Source organism: Dactylosporangium sp. CA-052675 (genome assembly GCF_050947935.1).
Taxonomy (GTDB): Bacteria; Actinomycetota; Actinomycetes; order Mycobacteriales; family Micromonosporaceae; genus Dactylosporangium.
Map to the genome: position 1 here is coordinate 4,734,313 of NZ_CP192010.1, position 21,154 is coordinate 4,755,466.

The window sequence follows — 21,154 nt, forward strand, 5'->3', positions numbered from 1 at the left end:
GATCAGCCCGGCCCCGCGGGCCGGCGGCCTCTGTGGCCCGGACCGGGTCGGCGCTTGGATCGAAGGTGGACAACACGTCCGTGCCGCCGAGCAAAGGGAGTGATGACGGTGACCGGGACTGTCGGCCTGCGACACGCCGAGCTCGAGGTGAGCGTCGAGGACACCACGGCCGCGATCGACCGGCTGGTGCAGCGGGCGCTGGAGGCGCTGGAGGCGTACGCCGGGCTGGACCAGCGGCGGGTCGACCACATCGTCAAGAAGGCGTCCGTGGCCGCGCTGAGCGCGCACGGTCGGCTGGCCGAGCTGGCGATCGAAGAGACCGGCCGCGGCGTGTTCGAGGACAAGGCCGTCAAGAACGTCTTCGCCTCCGAGCACATCGCCCACAGCCTGGCCGGGCTGCGCACCGTCGGCGTGGTGGCCCGCGACGAGATCGCCGGCATCGTCGAGATCGCCGACCCGGTCGGCGTGGTCTGCGCCGTCACCCCGGTGACCAACCCGACCTCCACGACGGTGTTCAAGGCGCTCATCGCGCTCAAGACCCGCAACCCGGTCGTGTTCGCGTTCCACCCCTCGGCCCAGCGGTGCAGCGCCGAGGCCGCCCGGATCGTGCGCGACGCCGCCGTCGCGGCCGGCGCGCCCCGGCACTGCATCCAGTGGATCGAGCAGCCGTCGATCGAGGCGACCCAGCAGCTCATGGTCCACCCGGGCGTCGCGGTCATCCTGGCCACCGGGGGCGGCGGCATGGTCCGCGCCGCCTACTCGGCCGGCAAGCCGGCGCTCGGCGTCGGCCCGGGCAACGTCCCGGCCTACATCGAGAGCAGCGCCGACGTCGTGCGCGCGGTCCACGACATCGTCGTGTCCAAGACGTTCGACAACGGCATGATCTGCGCCTCGGAACAGGCCGTCATCCTCGACGAGGCGATCGCCGCGCCGGCCCTCGAGCAGTTCGAGCGCCTCCACGCGCACGTGGCCACGCCCGGCGAGAAGCAGCGGCTGGAACGGTTCATCTTCGGCTCCGGTACCCGCGTCAACCCCGACGTCGTCGGGCGGAGCGCGACCTGGATCGCCGCGCAGGCCGGGTTCACGGTCGCCGCGGACACCTCGGTGATCCTGGTGCCGGTCGACGGCGTCGGGCCGCAGGAGCCGCTGACCCGCGAGAAGCTCTGCCCGGTCCTGGCCGTGCTGCGCGCCGGCTCGCGGGAGGAGGGCTTCCGCCTCGCCGAGCAGATGGTGCGGTTCGACGGCCGCGGCCACAGCGCCGTCATCCACACGGCGAGCGCCGAGGTGGCGGAGGAGTACGGCCGCAGGGTGCAGGCGGTGCGCATCATCTGGAACTCGCCGTCGTCGCAGGGTGGCATCGGCGACGTCTACAACGCCTTCCTGCCCTCGCTCACGCTCGGCTGCGGCAGCTACGGCGGCAACTCGGTGTCCGGCAACGTCTCGGCGGTCAACCTGCTCAACATCAAGCGGGTCGGGCGGCGCACCAACAACCTGCAGTGGTTCAAGGTCCCGCCGAGGATCTACTTCGAGCCCAACGCCATCCGGTACCTGACCGACATGCCCGGCGTCCATCGAGTGACGATCGTGACCGACCCGACGATGACCCGGCTCGGCTACGTCGACCGGATCCGCGCCGCGCTGCGCGCCGGCGCCAACCCGGTGACCGTGCAGATCCTCGACGACGTCGAGCCGGAGCCGAGCATGGCGGCCGTCGAGCGCGGCGCCGAACTCATGCGGCAGTTCCGCCCGGACACGATCATCGCGCTCGGCGGCGGCTCGCCGATGGACGCGGCCAAGGTGATGTGGCTGCTGTACGAGCACCCCGGCACCGAGTTCGCCGACATGCGGGAGAAGTTCTTCGACATCCGCAAGCGGGCCTTCACCTTCCCGACCCTCGGCGCCCTGGCCCGGCTGGTGTGCATCCCGACCACCTCGGGCACCGGCGCGGAGATCACGCCGTTCGCGGTCATCACGGACACGTCGACCGGGATGAAGTACCCCCTCGCCGACTACGCGCTGACCCCGAGCGTGGCGATCATCGACCCGGTCCTCACCGCGGACCTGCCGCCGAGCGTGACCGCCGACAGCGGCTTCGACGCGCTCACCCACGCCACGGAGGCCTACGTCTCGGTGTACGCCAGCGACTACACCGACGGCCTCGCCCTGCACGCGATCCGGCTCATCTTCGGCAACCTCGCCGCCGCCGTGCACCACGGCGCCGCCGACCCGGTAGCCCGCGAGAAGATGCACAACGCCGGCTCCATCGCCGGCATGGCGTTCGGCAACGCGTTCCTCGGCATCGTGCACGCCTGCGCGCACACGCTCGGCGCGACGTTCCACATCGCCCACGGCCGCGCCAACGCCATCCTGCTGCCGCACGTCATCCGGCACAACGGCAAGATCCCGGCGAAACTCACCTCCTGGCCGAAGTACGAGCGGTACGTGGCCCCGGAGCGGTTCCAGGGCATCGCCCGGATGCTGGACCTGCCCGCGGCGACGCCGCAGGAGGGCGTCGAGTCCTACGCCCGGGCCGTGGAACAGCTGCGCGCCGAGGTCGGCATCGAGCCGTCGCTGCGGGCGGCCGGGGTCGACGAGCGGGCGTTCCTGGAGGCGTTGCCGCAGCAGGCGATGAACGCGTACCTCGACCAGTGCGCCCCGGCCAACCCGCGGATGCCGATGCTGGCCGACCTGCGCGAGATCATGCGGAGCGCCTACTACGGATCGTGAGAGGAGCGCACGATGACCATGCCGGACCGGGCCGAGCTCGACCAGATCGCCGAGGCGTCGATCGCGGCCGTGCGAGCACCATCCATCTTCAACACCCAGCCGTGGCGGTGGCGCCTCACCGGCAACCACGGCGAGCTGTGGGCGGATCGCGACCGGCAGCTGGCCCGGCTCGACCCCGGCGGACGTCTGCTGCTGCTCAGCTGCGGCGCGGCGCTGCACCACGCGACGGTCGCGTTGCTGGCCGCCGGGTACGCCGCCGACGTGTCCCGGCTCCCGGAGCCGCAGCGGCCGGACCTGGTGGCCCGCGTGCGGCGGGGTCCGCCGTGCCCACCGGACGACGAGCTGTACCGCGCCATCTACCGGCGCCGCACCGACCGCCGCCCGTTCGGCGACGAACGGCCGGCCGGCGCGATCCTCGCCGAGCTGCGTACCGCCGCCGGGCGGCACGGTGTGCGGCTGCACGTCGTCCGCCACGACCAGCTGAGCGCCTTCACCGCCGCGGTGGCCCACGCCGGCGCGGTCGAGCACGACGACGCCGGCATGCGCGGCGACGTGCTGGCCTGGACCACCCGGACCCGGGCGGACCGCGACGGCGTACCGGCCCGCAGCGTCCCCGCGGCGACCGGACGCACCGTTGCGCCCCGCGACCTCGCCCTGGCCCGGCCGGCGGCGCTGGAACCGGGCCCGGGCAGCGATCGCGGCACCGCGTACGTCGTCCTCGCGATCGCCGCCGAGGAGCCCGGCGACTGGCTGGCCGCGGGCGAGGCCCTCTCCGACGTCTGGCTCACCCTGACCGCTCGGGGCCTGGTGGCCTCCCCGATCAGCGAGGTCATCGAGGTCGAGCCGGCCCGGCAGGCCCTGCGCCGCCTGCTCGGCGGCGGCACCGCCCCGGCGATCGCGCTGCGGATCGGCGTGCCGGTCGCGGACAACGGCCCGGCCCCGGCGACGGCCCGCCGCTGCGCCACCGACATCGTCGGCCTGCCCTGACCAGGCCGCGCAGGAACGGCGGGCCGACGGGGGCGCCGGCGAGGACGACCTCGAAGGGATGCCCCGCATCAGCCGGTCGATCGGCTCGCGCGGGTCCTGGGCCGCGGGCGCCGCGCCGGGCTCGCCGGTCACGGCGAGCCCGGCGCCCATGGCTGTGCTCCCGGTGGCTCAGGTGTCCCGGCGCCCGTGCGCGATCAGCACCGGGCACTCGGCGTGGTGCATGAGCTGCTGCCCGACGGAGCCGAGCAGCAGGCCGCCGAAGCCGCCGTGGCCGCGGCTGCCGACGACGACGAGCCGGGCGGTGTGCGAGACGCCGACGAGCACCTTGGCCGCCCGGCCGGCGGCGACGAGGGCCTCGACCCGCACGTCCGGGTACTTCTGCCGCCACGGCGCCAGCGACGCCTGCAGTGCCGCCCGCTCGAACTCCTGGATGTCGGGCAACGGCCGCGACGGCTGGGCCGGTGTCACGTGGGCCCGGATGGCGACCAGTCCGGCGCCGCGGTCGCGGGCCGCCTCGAAGGCCAGCGCCACGGCGTTCTCGCTGGACGCGGAGCCGTCGACGCCGACGACGACCGGTCCGTCATCGGCCGCCGCACGGCCCCGCACCACGGCCACCGGGACGCGTGCATGGGTGGCGACCTGCTGGCCGACCGAGCCCATCACCAGGTTGGCCAGGCCGCCCGCGCCGCGGCTGCCCACGACGAGCAGCCGGGCCCCGGCATCGCCCAGCTCCAGCAGTGCCGCGGCCGGCAGGGCGTCCACGCTGAGCCCGATGACGTCCAGGCCGGGGACCCGGTCGCGAACTGAGCCGGCGATCTGCGAGACGAGCTCCTCGGCGGCCTCCCGGGCCGCCTCGGTCTGCTCGGCGACCACGGCGTAGTAGCCGCCCGGCCACCCGATCTGGTACGCGTTGACGATCTGCAGCTGGGCCCCGGTGCGCCCGGCCTCGCCGGCGGCCCACTGGACCGCCTGCCGGGCCGGCTCGGACCCGTCATAGCCGACGACGATCCGCGGCGGGTTGACGTTGACACGCATCGCTACCTCCTCGAAGTGCTCGCCTTCAGGCTCGGACGGGCCCGGCTGGCGGGCCAGGGACCTCCGGGTCCCGCCGGCGGGCCGGAAGTCCCGTTCAGCGGGTGTCGGAGCCGGTGGACCCGGCGGCGACGCGGCCGGCCTCGAGGCGGGCGATCGGGACGCGGAACGGGGAGCAGGACACGTAGTCCAGCCCTACCTCGTGGAAGAAGTGCACGGAGTCGGGGTCGCCGCCGTGCTCGCCGCAGACGCCGATGTGCAGGTCCGGCCGGGCGGCGCGGCCCTCGGCCACGGCGATGCGGATGAGCCGGCCGACGCCGTCGCGGTCGATGGACTCGAAGGGCGAGACGCCGAAGATGCCCAGCTCGAGGTACCGGCTGAAAAACGCCCCTTCGACGTCGTCGCGGGAGAACCCCCAGCCCATCTGGGTCAGGTCGTTGGTGCCGAACGAGAAGAAGTCCGCGGCCCGGGCGATCTCGCCGGCGGTGAGGGCGGCCCGGGGCACCTCGATCATGGTGCCGATCCGGGCCCGCACGCCGAGCTCGGCCAGCAGGCGCTGCGCTTCCGCGCGGACCGTCTCCAGCTCCTGGACCGCGCCGACCAGCGGGACCATGATCTCGGCCCGGGCGCCCGGCACCTGCGCGGCCGCCTCGGCGATCGCGCGCACCTGCATCGCGAACAGCCCGGGGACGACCAGGCCCAGACGCACGCCGCGCAGGCCCAGCATCGGATTGTCCTCGTGCATGCGGTGGACCGCGTCGAGCAGCTCCCGGTCGTGGCCGGGGTCCTCGCCGCGCTCCTCGGCCCGGGCCACCCGGACCGCGAGTTCCTCGACGGGCGGCAGGAACTCGTGCAGCGGCGGGTCGATCAGCCGGACGGTGACCGGCAGCCCGGCCATCTCCCGGAACAGGCCGATGAAGTCGCCGCGCTGCAGCGGCAGCAGCTCGGCCAGCGCGGCGTCGCGCTGCTGCGGCGTGCGGGCCAGGATCAGTCGCTCGACCAGGGTCCGGCGCTCGCCGAGGAACATGTGCTCGGTGCGGCACAGGCCGATGCCCTGCGCGCCGAAGCGCCGCGCCCGCGCCGCGTCGCCGGCGGTGTCGGCGTTGGCCCGCACGGCCAGCCGGCGCCGTTTGTCGGCGTGGGTGAGCAGCCGGTCGACCGCCCGCACGAGCGGGTCGGCGTCGGGGGCGAGCTCGCCCTCGAAGTAGCGCACGATGGGCGACGGCTGCGTCGGCACCGAGCCGAGGTAGACCGCGCCCGAGGTGCCGTCGATGCTCACCAGGTCGCCCTCGCGCAGCTCGATGTCCAACGTGGCGCCGCACACGCACGTCTTGCCCATGCCGCGGGCGACGACGGCGGCGTGCGAGGTCTTCCCGCCATGGCTGGTCAGGATGCCCTGGGCGGCGATCATGCCGGGCAGGTCGTCGGGGGTGGTTTCGCGGCGCACGAGGATGACGGGCGTGCCGGTCGCGGCGAGCTCGGCGGCCCGGTGCGAGTCGAGGACGACGGCGCCCACGGCCGCGCCGGGCGAGGCGGCGACGCCCGAGCCGACGCGCCGCGGCCCACCGGAAAGGTCGAAGGCCGGGAACATCAGGTGGGCCAGCTGCGCGCCGGTCACCCGGCCCAGGGCCTCGTCGAGGTCGATGACGCCCTCGTCGACGAGGTGCGTGGCGATCACGAACGCGGCCGCGGCCGTGCGCTTGCCCACCCGGGTCTGCAGCATCCACAGCTTCCCGCGCTCGATCGTGAACTCGATGTCGCACAGATCCTGGTAGTGCTCCTCCAGCGTGGTCATGATCGACATCAGCTGGTCGTAGCTGGCCTTGTCCCGCTGCTCGAGGTCCTGCAGCGGCATCGTGTTGCGGATGCCGGCCACGACGTCCTCACCCTGGGCGTCGGCCAGGTAGTCGCCGTAGACCCCGCGCTCGCCGGTGGCCGGGTCGCGGGTGAACGCCACCCCGGTGCCCGAATCCGCGCCGAGGTTGCCGAAGACCATGGCCACCACGTTGACGGCCGTGCCCAGGTCGGACGGGATCCGTTCCTGCCGCCGGTACAGCACCGCCCGCTCGGCGTTCCAGGACCGGAACACGGCCTCGATGCACGAGAAGAGCTGCTCGCGCGGATCCTGGGGGAAGTCGCGGCCGGTGTGTGCGCGGAAGATCTCCTTGAGCCGCGGGACCGCATCGCCGGCGCCGTCGAATGCGTCGTCCGGGATGCCGCAGACGGTCCGGCCGTACATCTGGATCAGGCGGCGATAGCAGTCCTGCGCGAAGCGCTCGTCGCCCGTCCGGGCGGCCAGCCCGGCCACGGTGGCGTCGGTGAGCCCGACGTTGAGGACCGTCTCCATCATGCCGGGCATCGAGAACTTGGCACCGGAGCGGACCGAGACCAGCAGCGGGTCCGCAGGATCGCCCAGCCGGCGGCCGGCCTGCCGCTCCAGCCCCTCCAGGTGCAGGGCGATCTCGTCGGCCAGGCCGTAGGGCTCGCGGCCGGTGCGCAGGTAGGCGCGGCACGCGTCGGTGGTGATCGTGAATCCGGGTGGCACCGGCAGGCCGAGCCGGGCCATTTCGGCGAGGTTGCCACCCTTGCCGCCGAGCAGGTCCTTGAGGTCGCGGCCGCCTTCGGCGAAGTCGTACACATACTTGGTCATCGCACACCTCCATGGCCAAGCTAGGCGGCGGGAACGGGCCCGCGTAGGGCCGAGGGCCCGCCGGCAGAGGGACTTCGGCCCTGCCCCGGGCCGGTCGAGCGCGCAACGCTTGCGGCATGACCACCACGAGCATTCCCGCCGCGACCGGACTCGCCGCCTGGCGGGGCTTCCAGGGCGGCCGGTGGCGCGACACGGTCGACGTCGCCGGCTTCATCCGCGACAACGTGAGGCCGTACACCGGCGACGGTGCCTTCCTCGCCGGGCCCACGCAGCGGACCACGCACGTGTGGGGCCTGCTCACCTCCATGTTCCCGCAGGAGCGTGAGCGCGGTGTCCACGACGTCGACGTGCACACGCCCGCCTCGATCACCTCCCACGCACCGGGCTACATCGACCGCGACCGGGAGCTGATCGTGGGGCTGCAGACGGACGCGCCGCTGCGCCGGGCCATCATGCCCGCCGGCGGGCTGCGGATGGTCGTCAACGGGCTGCGCGCGTACGGCTACGAGCTCGACCCGGCGGTGCGGGAGATCTTCTCGCGGTACCGCAAGACCCACAACGACGCCGTGTTCGACGCCTACACGCCGCAGATCCTGGCCGCTCGCAAGGCCGGCGTCATCACCGGCCTGCCCGACGCGTACGGCCGCGGCCGCATCATCGGCGACTACCGGCGCGTCGCGCTCTACGGCGTGGACTTCCTCATCGCGGCCAAACGGCAGGAGAAGGCGTCCCTGGACGACCGGGCCGCGACCCCGGAGGTCGTACGCGACCGGGAGGAACTGGCCGAGCAGCTGCGTGCGCTCGGGGAGCTCAAGGCGATGGCGGCCTCGTACGGGCACGACATCTCGGGCCCGGCCCGCAACGCCCGCGAAGCGATCCAGTGGCTGTACTTCGGCTATCTGGCCGCCGCCAAGGAACAGAACGGCGCCGCGATGTCGCTCGGGCGCACCTCGACGTTCCTCGACGTGTACCTCGAGCGCGACCTCGCCGAGGGCACGCTCACCGAGGCCGGGGCGCAGGAGCTCGTCGACGACTTCGTCATCAAGTTGCGCATCATCCGGTTCCTGCGCACGCCCGAGTACGACCAGTTGTTCTCCGGCGACCCCACCTGGGTGACCGAGTCGCTCGGCGGCCTGGCGGCGGACGGCCGCCCGCTGGTGACCAGGACTTCGTTCCGGTACCTGCAGACGCTGTACAACCTCGGCCCGGCGCCCGAGCCGAACCTGACCGTGCTGTGGTCGCCGCGGCTGCCGGAGCCGTTCAAACTGTTCTGCGCCAAGGTGTCCCTCGACACCAGCGCCATCCAGTACGAGAACGACGACCTGCTGCGCGAGTACAGCGACGACGACACCGCGATCGCGTGCTGCGTCTCGGCGATGCGGGTGGGCAAGGACATGCAGTTCTTCGGCGCCCGCGTGAACGTCGCCAAGGCCCTGCTGTACGCCGTCAACGGCGGCCGCGACGAGCTGACCGGCGCCCAGGTGGCGCCCCCGTCACCGCCGATCGCCGGCGACGTCCTGGACTACGACACGGTGCTCGCCGCCTACGACCGGACCCTGGACTGGCTGGCCCGCACGTACGTCGACGCGCTGAACATCATCCACTGCATGCACGACAAGTACGCCTACGAGCGCCTCGAGATGGCCCTGCACGACTACCCGGTGCGCCGCTTCCTGGCGTGCGGGATCGCGGGGCTGTCGGTGGCCGCGGACAGCCTCTCGGCGATCCGCTACGCGACCGTCCGGCCGGTGCGCGACGAGACCGGGCTGGTCGTGGACTACACGATCGAGGGGGAGTACCCGGCGTACGGCAACGGCGACGACCGGGCCGACCGGATCGCGGTGTGGCTCGTCGAGACGTTCATGCGGAAGGTGCGCGGCAACCCGAGCTACCGCGAGGCGATCCACACCCAGTCCGTCCTCACGATCACCTCCAACGTGGTGTACGGCAAGCACACCGGCAACACCCCGGACGGCCGGCGGGCCGGTGAGCCGTTCGCGCCGGGCGCCAACCCGATGAACGGCCGCGACGTGCACGGCATGGCCGCCTCGGCGCTGTCGGTGGCGAAACTGCCGTACGCGTCCGCGCGCGACGGCATCTCGCTCACCAGCACGGTCACCCCGGACGGCCTGGGGCGCGAGGACGGCGAGCGGGCCGCGAACCTGGCCGCCCTCCTCGACGCCTACATGGGCGCCGGCGGCTTCCACCTGAACGTCAACGTGCTGGACCGGGCGACGCTGCTCGACGCCATGGCGCATCCCGAGCGGTACCCGCAGCTGACGGTGCGCGTCTCCGGGTACGCGGTCAACTTCGTCAAGCTGACCCCGGAACAGCAGCGCGACGTCGTCGGCCGGACCTTCCACGGCGCCCGATGAGCAGCGGACGCGTGCACTCCTGGGACCTGTCCACCGGTGTGGACGGTCCCGGGACGCGTTGTGTGGTGTTCCTGGCGGGATGCCCTTTGCGCTGCTTGTACTGCCAGAACCCCGACACGTGGCACATGCGCGACGGCACCGGGACCACGGCGGCGCAGCTCCTGGCGACGATCGAGGGCTTCGCGTCGTTCCTGCGCACGGCCGGCGGCGGGCTCACCGTCAGCGGCGGCGAGCCGCTGCTGCAGCCGGCGTTCACCCGGGCACTGTTCACCGGCGCCCGCGACCTGGGCCTGCACACCGCCCTGGACACGTCCGGCGCGCTCGGCGCCCGCGCCGACGACCGGCTGCTGGACGCGACCAGCCTCGTGCTGCTGGACATCAAGTGCTGGGACCCGGCCGGCTACCGGCGCCTGACCGGCGGGCAGCTGCAACCGACGCTCGACTTCGCCCGCCGCCTGGCGTCGCGGGGGACACCGGTCTGGCTGCGGTACGTCCTGGTGCCCGGCCACAACGACCACCTCGCCGACGTCGAGGCCCTGGCCGGGTTCACGGCCGGCCTGGGCAACGTCGAGCGGGTGGACGTGCTGCCGTTGCACAAGCTCGGCATGCCGAAGTACGACCGCCTCGGCATCGCGTTCCCGCTGCGCGACACCCCGACACCGGACGCCGGACTGACCGAGCGCATCCGGGGCGTCTTCCGCGGCCACGGCCTGCGGACCAGCTGACCCGGCACCGTACGACTCGTCCGGCGGGCCTCGGCCGTCCCGCCTTCCGACGTCGGCACCGGTGTGCCGCGCCGGGAGGCGGGTGGGCCCGGGGCCGGACGGTTTACCGGCTCGCGCCGGCGAGGAGCACGGCCAGGTCGACGAGGCGGTTGGTGTAGCCCCATTCGTTGTCGTACCAGCCGAAGACCTTCGCCAGGTGCCCGTCGGCGGCCGTGAGGCCGGCGTCGAAGACGCAGGAGGCCGGGTCGCCGATGATGTCGCGGGACACCAGCGGCGCGTCGCTGTAGCGCAGGACGCCGGCCAGCGGCCCGGCGGCGGCCGCGGCGAACGCGGCGTTGATCTGCTCGGCGGTGGCGGGCTGGGCCAGCCGGACGGTCAGGTCCGTCATCGAGCCGTTCTCCACCGGCACCCGCAGTGCGGTGCCGCCGAGCCGCCCCGCCAGGTCGGGCAGCACCAGGCCGATGGCCTTGGCCGCGCCGGTGCTGGTCGGGATGATGTTCGTGGCCGCGGTCCGGCCCCGGCGCGGGTCCTTGTGCGGGGCGTCGAGCACGACCTGGTCGTTGGTGTAGGCGTGCACGGTGGTCAGCATGCCCTGCTCGATGCCGAACGCGTTGTGCAGGACCTGGGCCATCGGCGCGGCGCAGTTGGTGGTGCAGGACGCCGCCGAGACGATCTCGTGCCGGGCGGGGTCGTAGGTCGCGTCGTTGACGCCGAGCACGATGGTCGCGTCGACGTCCTTGCCCGGTGCGGAGATGAGGACCTTGCGCGCGCCGGCCTTCAGGTGCACGGCGGCGTCGTCGCGGCTGCGGAACCGGCCGGTCGACTCGATCACGAGGTCGACGTCGAGGTCCGCCCAGGGCAGGAACGCCGGGTCGCGCTGGCGAAGGACCTCGATGTACTGCCCGCCGACGGTGAAGCCGCTGCCGGACGGGTCCAGCTCGACCGGGGCCCGCAGCCGGCCGAAGGTGGAGTCGTACTGCAGCAGGTGCGCCAGGCACGCCGGGTCGAACAGATCGTTGATCGCGACCACGGTGACCGGGCCGCCGAGCAGGTTCCGCTCGACGAGGGCCCGGACCACGTCGCGGCCGATCCGGCCGAAGCCGTTGATGGCGATTCGGTACGTCATGACATCCTCCCGGCAGCAGGCGCGGGACCGCGTCGTCCCGCCCCCTCCACCCTGGCCCTCGCCCGCGCCGGCCACCCGGGCCGAACGTCACCGCGGCCCGGGGCCAACGTCATGCCCCGCCGTCGCCGGGCCCAGGGGCCGAAGTCCCGCCGCTGCGGGCCGGGCGCCTCAGGCGAAAGCCGGCCCCGGTGCCGCACCGTCGAGGTGATGACGACCGCGAGGAGGGAGCAGGCAGATGCGCATGCTGCTGGTACGTGATGTGATGACCAGAAGCGTGGTCACGGTGTCGCCCGACCTGGGCTACAAGCAGATCGCCGACCTGCTCGTGGACATGGGCGTGAGCGCCGTGCCCGTGGTCGGCGACGACCGGACGGTGATCGGGGTCGTGTCCGAGGCCGACCTGCTGCACAAGGTCGAGTGCAACGGCGCCGACGTGCACGCCGGGCTGTTCGAGCGCCGGCGGTCCCGGCGGGCGAGGCAGAAGGCCGCCGGGGAGACGGCCCGCGAGCTCATGACGAGCCCGGCCGTGACGGTTCCCGACGGCGTCCCGCTGACGAGCGCGGCCCAGCTCATGGAGCGCCACGACGTCAAGCGGCTGCCGGTGCTCGGCGCCGACGGCGGGCTCGTGGGCATCGTCGCCCGCCGCGACCTGCTGCGCCGCTACCTGCGCACCGACGACGAGATCCGCGCCGATGTCATCGACGGCGTGCTGCTCGGCGTGTTGTGGCTCGATCCCGTCGAGGTGGACGTCACCGTCGCCGACGGCCACGTCACACTCTCGGGCAGCGTCGACCGGCGCAGTACCGCGCAGATCGCCGCGCGGCTCACCCGGGCGCTGGACGGCGTCGTGGGCGTCACCGAGGACATGCGGTGGGGCTTCGACGACACGACACTGCGGCACCGGTACGCCCTCGACGTCTGACCGCGCGGCGGTCCCGGCCGGAGGAGGGCAGACCGATGCTGAGCAGGATCGTCGCCGGGGTCGACGGGTCCGCGGCCTCGCTGGCCGCGGCCCGGCTCGCCGCGGCCGAGGCGGACGCCGAACACCGGACGTTGCACCTGGTCCACGCCCGGCTACCGGTCGCCGACTATGCGCTGCTGCTGCCGCCGGTCGCTGCCGCCGCCGACACGGCCGGGCGCTCGCTCGTCGCGGCGGTCGGCGACGACCTGCGCCGCCGGCATCCGGGCCTGGACGTGCGGCTGACGGTGACCGACGCCGGGGCGGGTCCGGCCCTGCTGCGCGCGTCCAGATCGGCCGGCGGGCTGGTGATCGGCCGGACCGGGCTGCACCCCGCCGGTCGCTCGCCCACGGGCTCGACCGTGACCAGGGTGGTGGCCGCGGCGGCCGGCCCGGTGATCGTCGTCGGCCCGCGGCTGCCGCGGCAGGGCCCGGTCGTGCTCGGCTTCGACCCGGCCGACCCGCGAGCGGCGGCGGTTCCCTATGCGTTCGCGGCCGCCCGACGGCGCGGTACGACCCTTCGGGTGTGCTGCGTCCGGGAGCCGCAGCGCGGGCCCTGGCCCGACGACGCGGCCGCCCGGGGTGCCCTCAGCGAGGCGATCGCGCCCTGGCGCCGTGTGTATGCCGATGTGCCGGTCGCCGTCGACGTGCTCGCCGGTGTCGACCCGGCGGCCGGGTTGCTCGACGCGTCGGCCGCGGCCCGCCTCGTCGTGGTCGGTGACCCGGGCGCGGCCGACGCCGGCCCGGCGGGCCGGCTGCCGGAGGTGCTCATCGGCAACGCCGCGTGCCCCGTCGCGCTCGTGCGCCCGCCGCGCCGGCACGGTCGCCGCCCGGAACCGGGTCCGAAGGCCCGGGGCCGGGGGCCGGAGTCCTCTGGGCCGCTCGCGTCCGGACCGCGACGCTCAGAGTGTCAGGTACCGGCATCGATGTGAAGGGAAGCGAGCAACCATGGCCACCATCGCGCACGGCGGTGCCTCCGCCGGCTCCCGACCGGCCTCAGCGGTGAAGGCGGTGGCCGGCACCTCGGCCGCGACCGTCGCCCGCTACGTCTTCGCCGGCGTGCGGATCGCGCTCGGCTGGGTGTTCCTGTGGGCGTTCCTGGACAAGCTGTTCGGGCTCGGCCACGACACCACCGGCAAGGCCGCCTGGATCAACGGCGGCAGCCCGACCAGCGGCTTCCTCGGCCACGCGGCCGCCGGGCCGTTCAAGGGCGTCTACAACGACATGGCCGGCGCCGCGTGGGCCGACTGGCTGTTCATGATCGGTCTGCTCGGCATCGGTGTCGCCCTGATCCTCGGCATCGGCCTGCGCATCGCGGCGGCCGCCGGTGCGCTGCTGCTCGTGCTCATGTGGAGCGCGGTGCTGCCGCCGGCGAACAACCCGTTCATGGACGATCACCTGATCTACGCCGGCACGCTGGTCGGCCTCGCGCTGGCCCAGGCCGGCGACACCATCGGTCTCGGCCGCTGGTGGGGCCGGACCGCCCTGGTGGAGCGGGCGTCCTGGCTGCGGTAGCGTGGCCGGGCGGGCCGCCGCGTTCGGGGTCGGCCGGATCCTCGGGGGGATTCGGCCGGCCCCCTCGGCTGATCAGTCGGTGACGAGCGCGGGCTCGCGGGCGGCCGGGCGGCTGCCGGTGAAGGCCGAAGCGGCGATGAGCCACAGCGGCAGCAGCAGGTAGACGGCGAACGCGAGCGGGCCGAGGACGCCGGCGACGCCCAGGACGCTGGTGACGGATCGACCGGCGCCGCCTTCCCCTCACTCACCGAGCGGGAGCGGGAAGTGCTCGAGCTGGCCGCTCTCAGGCCGCGGTGAGCAGCAGCCCGGCGAGCTCGGCCGGCATGGTGATCATGCAGTCGTGGCCGGTCGGCAGCTCCCACACCTGGTCCGCCGGCGGCACGGGGCGCCGCGGCGGGGCGTCGGCGGTGCAGTGGATGTGCGTGCGGGGAATCGCGTGCGCGGCGGGATCGTCGAAGGCGACCGGCTGCAGCAGGCAGCGGACCGGCTGATCGGAGAGCATCGTGTCCAGCCAGGCGAGGTCGGCCGGGTCCGTGACGCCGAAGGAGCGGGACATCGGCGGGAGGCGCCACGGTGTACCGCTGCGCGCCGCCTGGTCGATGAGGTGCTGGGTGGCCGGCATGACGTCGATGGCGCTCTCGCCGTCGCGGGGGACCATGGCGTCGAGGAAGACGAGACGGGCGATCTTGCGTGGCACGCGGTTCGCCGCTCCGGTGATGACCATGCCGGCGTAGCTGTGGCCGACGAGGATGACGTCCTGCAGGTCGTCGAGCACGCTCACGACGTCGTCGATGTGGGTGTCGAGCCCCACCTCGGGGCCGAGCAGGTGGATGCGGTCGCCGTAGCCGGTCAGCGTCGGTGCGAGAACCCGATGGCCGGCGGCGGTCAGCAGCGGCACGACGCGGTCCCAGGCCGCCCCGCTGTGCCACGCGCCATGGACGAGTACGTAAGTGGCCATGCCTATCCTTCGGTGTGTGAGGGAGCTTCCCCGATGCTCCGACAGGCGTCACGCACCGGGCAATACGGCACATTCCGGTGCCTCGGTTCTCTGGAGGTAACCATGCGCAGCGGATGCCGCCCGCTGATCGAGGACAAGTGGTCACTGCTCGTCATCGCCATGCTGGGCCCCGGGCCGCGAAGGTTCACCGAGCTCAAGCGCGGTCTGGACGGCATCAGCCAGCGGATGCTGACGGTTACCCTGCGCAATCTCGAGCGCGACGGCATCCTCGTTCGCACCGTGCTCGAGGTCATGCCGCCGCACGTCGAGTACCGGCTCACCGAGATGGGCGTCACGCTGCTCGAGGCGGTCGAGCCGATGATCGCCTGGGGCAGGGAGAACGTCGCCCGTGTGGAGAGCGCCCGCGCCGACTACGACGCCCGGACCGACGTGGCATGACGCGCGCACACCCGGCATCCGATCGAAGCGGTGCGGAAATTGTCGGGTGATCGAGGTCCCGGTCGTCGCACGATGGGGGCGTGGACGACACGACCCTGGTATCCCGGTTTCTGCGCGACGGCTTCGTGAAGGTGGAGGGTGCCGTCGCGCCGCGGGTGGCCGCGGACTGCGCGCGGCTGCTGTGGCGGGAGACCGGCTGCGCACCGGACGATCCGGCGACATGGACGCAGCCCGTGCACTGGGTGGCCGGCATGGCGCAGGGGCCGTTCGCCGCCGCGCCCAACTCCCCGTTGCTCCATCACGCCTACGACCTGCTCGTCGGCGCGGGACGCTGGGAGCCGCGCTACTCGCTGGGCACGTTTCCGCTGCGCTTCCCGCACGAGCAGGAGCCCGACGACGCGGGCTGGCACATCGAGGGCAGCTACCTGCCGGAGGGGGAGAGCTGGTACTTCACCAATCTGCGCTCCCGCGGCCGGGCGCTGCTGATGCTGTTCCTGTTCAGCGAGGTCGGCGAGCGGGACGCCCCGACGCGGATCCGGGTCGGGTCACACCTCGACGTGCCGAAGGTGCTGGAGCGGTACGGGGAGGACGGGGCGAGCGGGCTGGCCCTCGCGCCCGATCTGGTGGCGGCGTCCGACCACCGGCCCGTCGTCCTCGCCACCGGGTCCCCGGGTGACGTCTTCCTGTGCCACCCGTTCCTGGTGCACGCGGCGCAACCGCACCACGGGGTGCGGCCGCGCTTCATGGCCCAGCCGCCGCTGCTGCCGGCCGCGCCGTACGAACCGGAGCGGACCGACGGCGCGTACTCACCCGTGGAGATCGCGATCCGCCGGGGACTCGGACACGAAACCCCCGCCGGGTAGCCATGGCACGCGCAATGGGCGCCAGGCGGGTGAGTGTTCGCAATGCGCGGTTCCAGGAGTGGGAGGCTCTCCTGGGCAACCGGGCCAAGCGGCGGCGGCGCGGTGAGTTCCTCGTGCAGGGCGTGCGGCCGATCACCATGGCCGTCGAACACGGCTGGCAGATCCGGGAGCTGCTCTACGACGCCGGCGCCCAGCTGTCCGGCTGGGCCCGCGAGACCCTGGAGACGGCCGGGGCCGAGCGGATCGCCGTCGCCTCGGACCTGATGGGAGAACTGGGCGAGAAGGCCGGCACCGTTGCGGAGCTGCTGGCCGTGGTCGCGATGCCGCGGGACGATCTGCGCCGCATCCCGGTCGGGCCGGACATGTTCACCGTCGTGTTCGACCGGCCCGCCAGCCCCGGCAACATCGGGACCCTCGTGCGGTCCGCGGACGCCTTCGGCGCCTCCGGTGTCATCGTCACCGGGCACGCCGCCGACGTGTACGACCCGAAGGCGGTCCGGGCGAGCACCGGCTCGCTGTTCGCCCTGCCCGTGGTCCAGATGCCCGCGCACCAGGCGGTGCTGTCCTGGGTGGCCGGCGTCCGCGCCGGCGGCATCGGCATGAGCATCGTGGGAACCGACGAGCGCGGCGCCCTGGCCGCCGCCGAGTACGACTTCACGCGGGCCACCCTGACGCTGATCGGCAACGAGACCACCGGCCTCAGCTCCGGCTGGCGCGCGGCCTGCGACCAGTTCGTCCGGATCCCGATGGTCGGGTCCGCCAGCTCCCTGAACGCGGCGAGCGCCGCGACGGTCGTGCTGTACGAATCGGCGCGCCAGCGAACCGCGGCCGCCCGGCGGGACTGACCCGGCGAGCAGCTTCGCCGCGGGGCTGTCTTCGTCCGGCGGCACCAACCTCGCGCCCGCTCTTCGTGCCGCGCGACGAATCTCGGCCCCCGTGACGTTGCCTATATTTCACCCACTCGTAGGCGGCGTTGCTGAGGAGCTGGACTCATGGTGCGCACAACGAACGGCCGGGCGGCCGTGGCGACCCTCGCCGCATTGGCACTGGGCGTCGGCGCCGCCGGCTGTGGCGGCTCGGCGGGCGGCGACCGGGGGACCAGGGCGACGGCACGGTCACGATCGCGGTGAACGGCGATCCGGGCACGCTGAGCCCGATGCAGACGCTGGTCGGCACCGCGCTGTCGATCAACCGGTTCGCGTACGCCTCGCTGGTGTCCATCGGCGCGGACGGGCAGCTGCAGCCGGCGGTCGCGACGAAGTGGAGCGCGACCGCGACCTCGGCGACGTTCACCATCCGCGACGGCGGCCACGTCGCGGCGGACGAGCCGGTCCGCCGGGCGCTGGTCCAGGCGGTCGACCTCAAGCAGCTGGTCCGCTATCTCTGCGACCGGATCGCGGTGCTGGACGAGGGTCGGCGCGTCGAAAGCGGCCCGGCGCAGGAGGTGCTGCGCGATCCTCAGCACGAGACCACCCGCACGTTGCTCGCCAGCATCCCGGCCCGGCCCGCGGTGCCCGCAGGCCAGGAGGGCGCGGCATGACCCGTTCGATGACCCCGGACGACCTCTACGACCTGCGGCTGCCGAGCGACCCGCAGCTGTCGCCCGACGGCGAACGGGTCGCGTACGTGCTGACCGGGGCCGACCGGGCCGCGGACGACACGACCGGCGAGGTGTGGGAGGTACCGGTGACCGGCGGGGCGCCGCGCCGGCTGACCGAGGGCCCGGCCGATGCCGCGCCGCGCTGGTCGCCCGACGGCACGACCCTCGCGTTCCTGCGGCACGGCCGGCTGTACACGCTGCCGGCCGGCGGCGGGGAGCCCAGGCTCCTCGCCGGCCGGGGCGTGCGATCGCCCGCCTGGAGCCCGGACGGCACGAAGATCGCGTTCGTCGCCCCGGCCGGCGAGGCCGACCGCACCGCGCCGGTCGTCATCGACCGCCTCGACCACAAGACCGACGGCGCCGGCCGCACCGCCCCGGTCCGGAGCCACCTGTTCGTGGCCGCCGTCGGGACCGGCGAGGTCGTCCAGGTCACCGCGGGCGACTACCACGCGGCGTTGCCGGTCTGGTCGCCCTGCGGCGCGCGGATCGCCTTCGCCGCCGCCATCGGCGAGCGGGCCGACCTCTCCACCGCCAACGGCCTCTACGTCGTCGAGGTCGCCGACGCCGGCGCGGGACGGACCGCCGGGCCCCGGCTCGTCGGCTCCGCGACCGGCATCGCCATGCCCTGCGCCTGGTACGCCGACGGGTCCGCGCTGCTGGTCGTCGGCCGGGCCACGGCCGACATCGGCATCCTGCGCCTGATGCGCCAGCCGCTCGCCGGCGGCCCGGCCGAGGTCCTCACCGCCGAGCTGGACCGCAACGTCATGTACGGCCTGCCGGGCTACCCCGGCGCCGTACCGCGCTTCGCCGGCGCCGACGTGCTGTTCGCGGCCCGCGACCGCGGCGTCTCCCGCCTCTACCGGCTCCGCGGCGGCACCGCCGCGCAGATTCCGCGGACCGCGGCGTTCGGCGTCAGCGGGCTCTCGGTCGCGCCCGCTTCCGGCCGGGCCGTCACCGTCGTCGCCGACCGGGCGCGGTTCGGCGAGATCGCCGTCGTCGACCGGGCCGGCGACGTCACGGTCCTGACGGACCATCAGGCCCGGTCGCTGCCGGACGTGGAGCTGATCGGCTGCGCCGAGCGGGACTTCGTCATCTCCGACGGCACACCCGTGCACGGCCTGATCATCCGCGACCCCTCCGCCCCGCGCGGCGGGCCGCTCCTGCTCGACGTCCACGGCGGCCCCCACAACGCCTGGGCCGCACACGCCGACGCCATTCACGTGTACCACCAGACGCTGGCCGCCCGCGGCTGGACCATCCTGGCGCTGAACGTCCGCGGCAGCGACGGCTACGGCGAGGACTTCTACCGGGCGGTCGTCGGCGGCTGGGGCGAGCACGACGAACGGGACTTCCTCGAGCCGGTCGCGGCGCTGGTCGCCGAGGGCCTCGTCGACGGCGAACGGGTCGCCGTGACCGGGTACAGCTACGGCGGCTACATGGCCTGCTGGCTGTCGGCCCGGACCGGTACCTTCTCGGCCGTCGCCGCCGGCGGTGTGGTCAGCGACCTGCTGAGCCTGTCCGGCACCTCCGACGAGGGGGAGGCGCTGGGCCGCCTGGAGATCGGCGGCGGCCGCGACCGGCTGATCGAGCTCTCGCCCCTGACCCACGTCGACGGGGTGCGCGCGCCCACCCTCATCCTGCACGGCGACGCCGACCAGACGTGCCCCGTCGGCCAGGCCGAGCAGTGGTTCCACGCCCTGCGCACACGCGGCGTCCCGGCCCGGCTCGTGCTCTACCCCGGCAGCAGCCACCTGTTCATCCTGAACGGACGGCCGTCGCACCGGGCCGACTACAACCAGCGGGTCGCCGACTGGGTCACCCGGCACATCAACGAACCCGAGGAGTGACAACCATGATGGACGCCGAGCGCCTCGCCGCGCTGATCAGCGAGCACCGGGTGGCCGGGGCGAGCGTCGCCGTGCTGCACCACGGCGACGTCGTCGCCGAGGCCGCCGCCGGGTTCGCCCACCGCGGCGCCGGCATCGAGGCCACGACCGACACCGTGTTCCAGATCGGCTCCATCACCAAGGTGTGGACCGCCACCGTCGCCATGCAACTGGTCGACGAGGGCGCGCTGGAGCTCGACGCGCCGATCCACCGGGTGCTGCCCGAGCTGCGACTGTCCACGGAGGAGCTGACGGAGGGCGTGACCCTGCGGCACCTGCTGTCGCACACGTCCGGCATCGACGGCGACTTCTTCGCCGACACCGGCCGCGGCGACGACAACCTCGAGCGGTACGCCGCGCTGCTGCGGGACGTGGCCGCCAACCACCCGCTCGGCGTGACCCAGTCGTACTGCAACGCCGGCTACAGCCTGCTGGGGCGCGTCCTGGAGGTCGTCACCGGCGTCCAGTGGGACCAGCTCATGCGCCGGCGCCTCTTCCAGCCGCTCGGCCTGACCCACACCGGGACCCTGCCGGAGGAGGCGCTGCTGCACCGGGCGGCGATCGGCCACGGCGGCGAGCCGCTCACGCCGGTGCCGATGTGGGGCCTGATGCGCTCCGCCGGGCCGGCCGGGCTCATCCACGCCACGGCGCGCGACGTGCTGCGGTTCGCCCGGCTGCACCTGAACCGAGGCGTTACCGAGGACGGCACCCGCCTGCTGAGCGAGGGCTCCGCGGCGCTGATGCGCCAACCCCAGGTGGCCATGCCCGACCCGTACGTGCTCGGCAAGCACTGGGCCCTGGGCTGGTTCCTCGACGAATGGGACGGCACGACGGTGTACGGCCACGACGGCGGGACCATCGGCCAGTCGGCCTACCTGCGCGTCCTGCCGGAGCTCGACCTGGCTGTCGTCCTGCTGACCAACGGCGGCGGCTCGGCGGCGCTGTACCACGAGCTCTTCGCCGAGATCGTCGCCGACCTGGCCGGGGTCACCATGCGCCCGGCCGTCGGGCCCTCGCCCGAGCCGCTGCCGTTCGACCCCGCGGACTACGTGGGCCGCTATGAGCGGGCCGGGCAGCACCTGGAGGTCCTGGAGCGCGACGGGACGCTGTACCTCGTCTCGAAGAACGTGGGCCACCTGGCCGCCGTGGCCGGCGAACAGCGCACGGAGCTGGAGATGCACGCCTTCGAGCAGGACGCCTTCGTGGTCATGCGCCACGACGTCGGCATCCACTTCCCGGTCGTCTTCTACAACCTGCCCGACGGCTCCCGGTACCTGCACCACGGCGTGCGGGCGACCCCGAAGGTCGCCTGAC

General features: G+C 73.7%; 17 protein-coding genes. 13 read left to right on the top strand and 4 right to left on the bottom strand.

Annotated elements, in window-relative coordinates; genetic code table 11:
* Positions 1–108 precede the first annotated feature (108 nt).
* Together adhE and ACQP1P_RS21735 are read left to right on the top strand one after the other, a co-directional pair.
* Positions 109–2,727, top strand: coding sequence for a bifunctional acetaldehyde-CoA/alcohol dehydrogenase (adhE, locus tag ACQP1P_RS21730; RefSeq protein WP_433088838.1), 2,619 nt, complete (start codon positions 109–111; stop codon positions 2,725–2,727).
* A gap of 12 nt (positions 2,728–2,739) precedes the next feature.
* Complete coding sequence (locus tag ACQP1P_RS21735) at positions 2,740–3,714, top strand: Acg family FMN-binding oxidoreductase (protein ID WP_433088839.1); 975 nt, start codon at positions 2,740–2,742, stop codon at positions 3,712–3,714.
* A gap of 168 nt (positions 3,715–3,882) precedes the next feature.
* Here the strand turns inward: ACQP1P_RS21735 and ACQP1P_RS21740 are convergent, their stop codons facing one another.
* Complete coding sequence (locus ACQP1P_RS21740; RefSeq protein WP_433088841.1) at positions 3,883–4,749, bottom strand: universal stress protein; 867 nt, start codon at positions 4,747–4,749, stop codon at positions 3,883–3,885.
* Positions 4,750–4,843: 94 nt separating this feature from the next.
* Positions 4,844–7,396 carry a pyruvate, phosphate dikinase gene (gene ppdK / locus ACQP1P_RS21745; protein WP_433088843.1) on the bottom strand — a complete coding sequence of 851 codons (2,553 nt, stop codon included), beginning with the start codon at positions 7,394–7,396 and terminating at the stop codon, positions 4,844–4,846.
* Positions 7,397–7,512: 116 nt separating this feature from the next.
* Here ppdK and pflB point away from each other — a divergent pair, with 116 nt between their 5' ends.
* Complete coding sequence (gene pflB, locus ACQP1P_RS21750) at positions 7,513–9,771, top strand: formate C-acetyltransferase (protein ID WP_433088845.1); 2,259 nt, start codon at positions 7,513–7,515, stop codon at positions 9,769–9,771.
* Complete coding sequence (pflA, locus tag ACQP1P_RS21755; RefSeq protein ID WP_433088847.1) at positions 9,768–10,496, top strand: pyruvate formate-lyase-activating protein; 729 nt, start codon at positions 9,768–9,770, stop codon at positions 10,494–10,496. The genes pflB and pflA overlap by 4 nt, the downstream gene beginning before the upstream one ends.
* Positions 10,497–10,599: 103 nt before the next feature.
* Here pflA and gap read toward each other — a convergent pair whose 3' ends face one another.
* Complete coding sequence (gene gap, locus ACQP1P_RS21760) at positions 10,600–11,622, bottom strand: type I glyceraldehyde-3-phosphate dehydrogenase (protein ID WP_433088849.1); 1,023 nt, start codon at positions 11,620–11,622, stop codon at positions 10,600–10,602.
* Positions 11,623–11,884: 262 nt separating this feature from the next.
* On the opposite strand from gap, the gene ACQP1P_RS21765 reads away from it, so the two are divergent.
* Genes ACQP1P_RS21765 through ACQP1P_RS21775 form a run of 3 tightly spaced genes read left to right on the top strand, consistent with a single transcriptional unit; the run spans position 11,885 to position 14,095 of the window.
* Positions 11,885–12,544, top strand: a complete 660-nt coding sequence (locus ACQP1P_RS21765; RefSeq protein WP_433088851.1) for a CBS domain-containing protein — start codon at positions 11,885–11,887, stop codon at positions 12,542–12,544.
* Between the two features lie 35 nt (positions 12,545–12,579).
* On the top strand, positions 12,580–13,512 hold the full coding sequence (locus ACQP1P_RS21770) for a universal stress protein (RefSeq protein WP_433088852.1): 933 nt from the start codon (positions 12,580–12,582) through the stop codon (positions 13,510–13,512).
* Positions 13,513–13,528: 16 nt separating this feature from the next.
* Positions 13,529–14,095 (top strand): DoxX family membrane protein, encoded by a 567-nt coding sequence (locus ACQP1P_RS21775; RefSeq protein WP_433088854.1) that lies wholly within the window; start codon positions 13,529–13,531, stop codon positions 14,093–14,095.
* 283 nt (positions 14,096–14,378) lie between these two features.
* Here ACQP1P_RS21775 and ACQP1P_RS21780 read toward each other — a convergent pair whose 3' ends face one another.
* Positions 14,379–15,053, bottom strand: a complete 675-nt coding sequence (locus ACQP1P_RS21780) for an alpha/beta fold hydrolase (protein ID WP_433088856.1) — start codon at positions 15,051–15,053, stop codon at positions 14,379–14,381.
* Positions 15,054–15,155: 102 nt separating this feature from the next.
* On the opposite strand from ACQP1P_RS21780, the gene ACQP1P_RS21785 reads away from it, so the two are divergent.
* From ACQP1P_RS21785 to ACQP1P_RS21810, 6 genes are all read left to right on the top strand, one after another.
* Positions 15,156–15,491 (top strand): winged helix-turn-helix transcriptional regulator, encoded by a 336-nt coding sequence (locus ACQP1P_RS21785; protein WP_433088858.1) that lies wholly within the window; start codon positions 15,156–15,158, stop codon positions 15,489–15,491.
* Positions 15,492–15,571: 80 nt separating this feature from the next.
* The gene (locus ACQP1P_RS21790) at positions 15,572–16,354 is read left to right on the top strand and encodes a phytanoyl-CoA dioxygenase family protein (RefSeq protein ID WP_433088860.1); all 783 of its coding nucleotides are present in this window, start codon (positions 15,572–15,574) and stop codon (positions 16,352–16,354) included.
* 2 nt (positions 16,355–16,356) lie between these two features.
* Positions 16,357–17,199: a TrmH family RNA methyltransferase gene (locus ACQP1P_RS21795; RefSeq protein ID WP_433088862.1), complete on the top strand. Its 843-nt coding sequence runs from the start codon at positions 16,357–16,359 to the stop codon at positions 17,197–17,199.
* Between the two features lie 311 nt (positions 17,200–17,510).
* Positions 17,511–17,894: a hypothetical protein gene (locus ACQP1P_RS21800; protein ID WP_433088864.1), complete on the top strand. Its 384-nt coding sequence runs from the start codon at positions 17,511–17,513 to the stop codon at positions 17,892–17,894.
* The gene (locus tag ACQP1P_RS21805) at positions 17,891–19,801 is read left to right on the top strand and encodes a prolyl oligopeptidase family serine peptidase (RefSeq protein ID WP_433088866.1); all 1,911 of its coding nucleotides are present in this window, start codon (positions 17,891–17,893) and stop codon (positions 19,799–19,801) included. Before ACQP1P_RS21800 ends, ACQP1P_RS21805 begins: the two co-directional genes overlap by 4 nt.
* 5 nt (positions 19,802–19,806) lie before the next feature.
* Positions 19,807–21,153: a serine hydrolase domain-containing protein gene (locus ACQP1P_RS21810; protein WP_433088868.1), complete on the top strand. Its 1,347-nt coding sequence runs from the start codon at positions 19,807–19,809 to the stop codon at positions 21,151–21,153.
* Position 21,154: the final 1 nt, after the last annotated feature.

Bases quoted from the DNA above. Each gene is read 5' to 3' on its own strand.
- pflA (WP_433088847.1), top strand. From the start codon at position 9,768: ATGAGCAGCGGACGCGTGCACTCCTGGGACCTGTCCACCGGTGTGGAC.
- ACQP1P_RS21780 (WP_433088856.1), bottom strand. From the start codon at position 15,053: ATGGCCACTTACGTACTCGTCCATGGCGCGTGGCACAGCGGGGCGGCC.
- ACQP1P_RS21770 (WP_433088852.1), top strand. From the start codon at position 12,580: ATGCTGAGCAGGATCGTCGCCGGGGTCGACGGGTCCGCGGCCTCGCTG.
- ACQP1P_RS21735 (WP_433088839.1), top strand. From the start codon at position 2,740: ATGACCATGCCGGACCGGGCCGAGCTCGACCAGATCGCCGAGGCGTCG.
- ppdK (WP_433088843.1), bottom strand. From the start codon at position 7,396: ATGACCAAGTATGTGTACGACTTCGCCGAAGGCGGCCGCGACCTCAAG.
- ACQP1P_RS21765 (WP_433088851.1), top strand. From the start codon at position 11,885: ATGACCAGAAGCGTGGTCACGGTGTCGCCCGACCTGGGCTACAAGCAG.
- ACQP1P_RS21810 (WP_433088868.1), top strand. From the start codon at position 19,807: ATGATGGACGCCGAGCGCCTCGCCGCGCTGATCAGCGAGCACCGGGTG.
- ACQP1P_RS21785 (WP_433088858.1), top strand. From the start codon at position 15,156: ATGCGCAGCGGATGCCGCCCGCTGATCGAGGACAAGTGGTCACTGCTC.
- pflB (WP_433088845.1), top strand. From the start codon at position 7,513: ATGACCACCACGAGCATTCCCGCCGCGACCGGACTCGCCGCCTGGCGG.
- gap (WP_433088849.1), bottom strand. From the start codon at position 11,622: ATGACGTACCGAATCGCCATCAACGGCTTCGGCCGGATCGGCCGCGAC.
- ACQP1P_RS21795 (WP_433088862.1), top strand. From the start codon at position 16,357: ATGGCACGCGCAATGGGCGCCAGGCGGGTGAGTGTTCGCAATGCGCGG.
- ACQP1P_RS21805 (WP_433088866.1), top strand. From the start codon at position 17,891: ATGACCCGTTCGATGACCCCGGACGACCTCTACGACCTGCGGCTGCCG.
- ACQP1P_RS21775 (WP_433088854.1), top strand. From the start codon at position 13,529: ATGGCCACCATCGCGCACGGCGGTGCCTCCGCCGGCTCCCGACCGGCC.
- ACQP1P_RS21740 (WP_433088841.1), bottom strand. From the start codon at position 4,749: ATGCGTGTCAACGTCAACCCGCCGCGGATCGTCGTCGGCTATGACGGG.
- ACQP1P_RS21800 (WP_433088864.1), top strand. From the start codon at position 17,511: ATGCAGACGCTGGTCGGCACCGCGCTGTCGATCAACCGGTTCGCGTAC.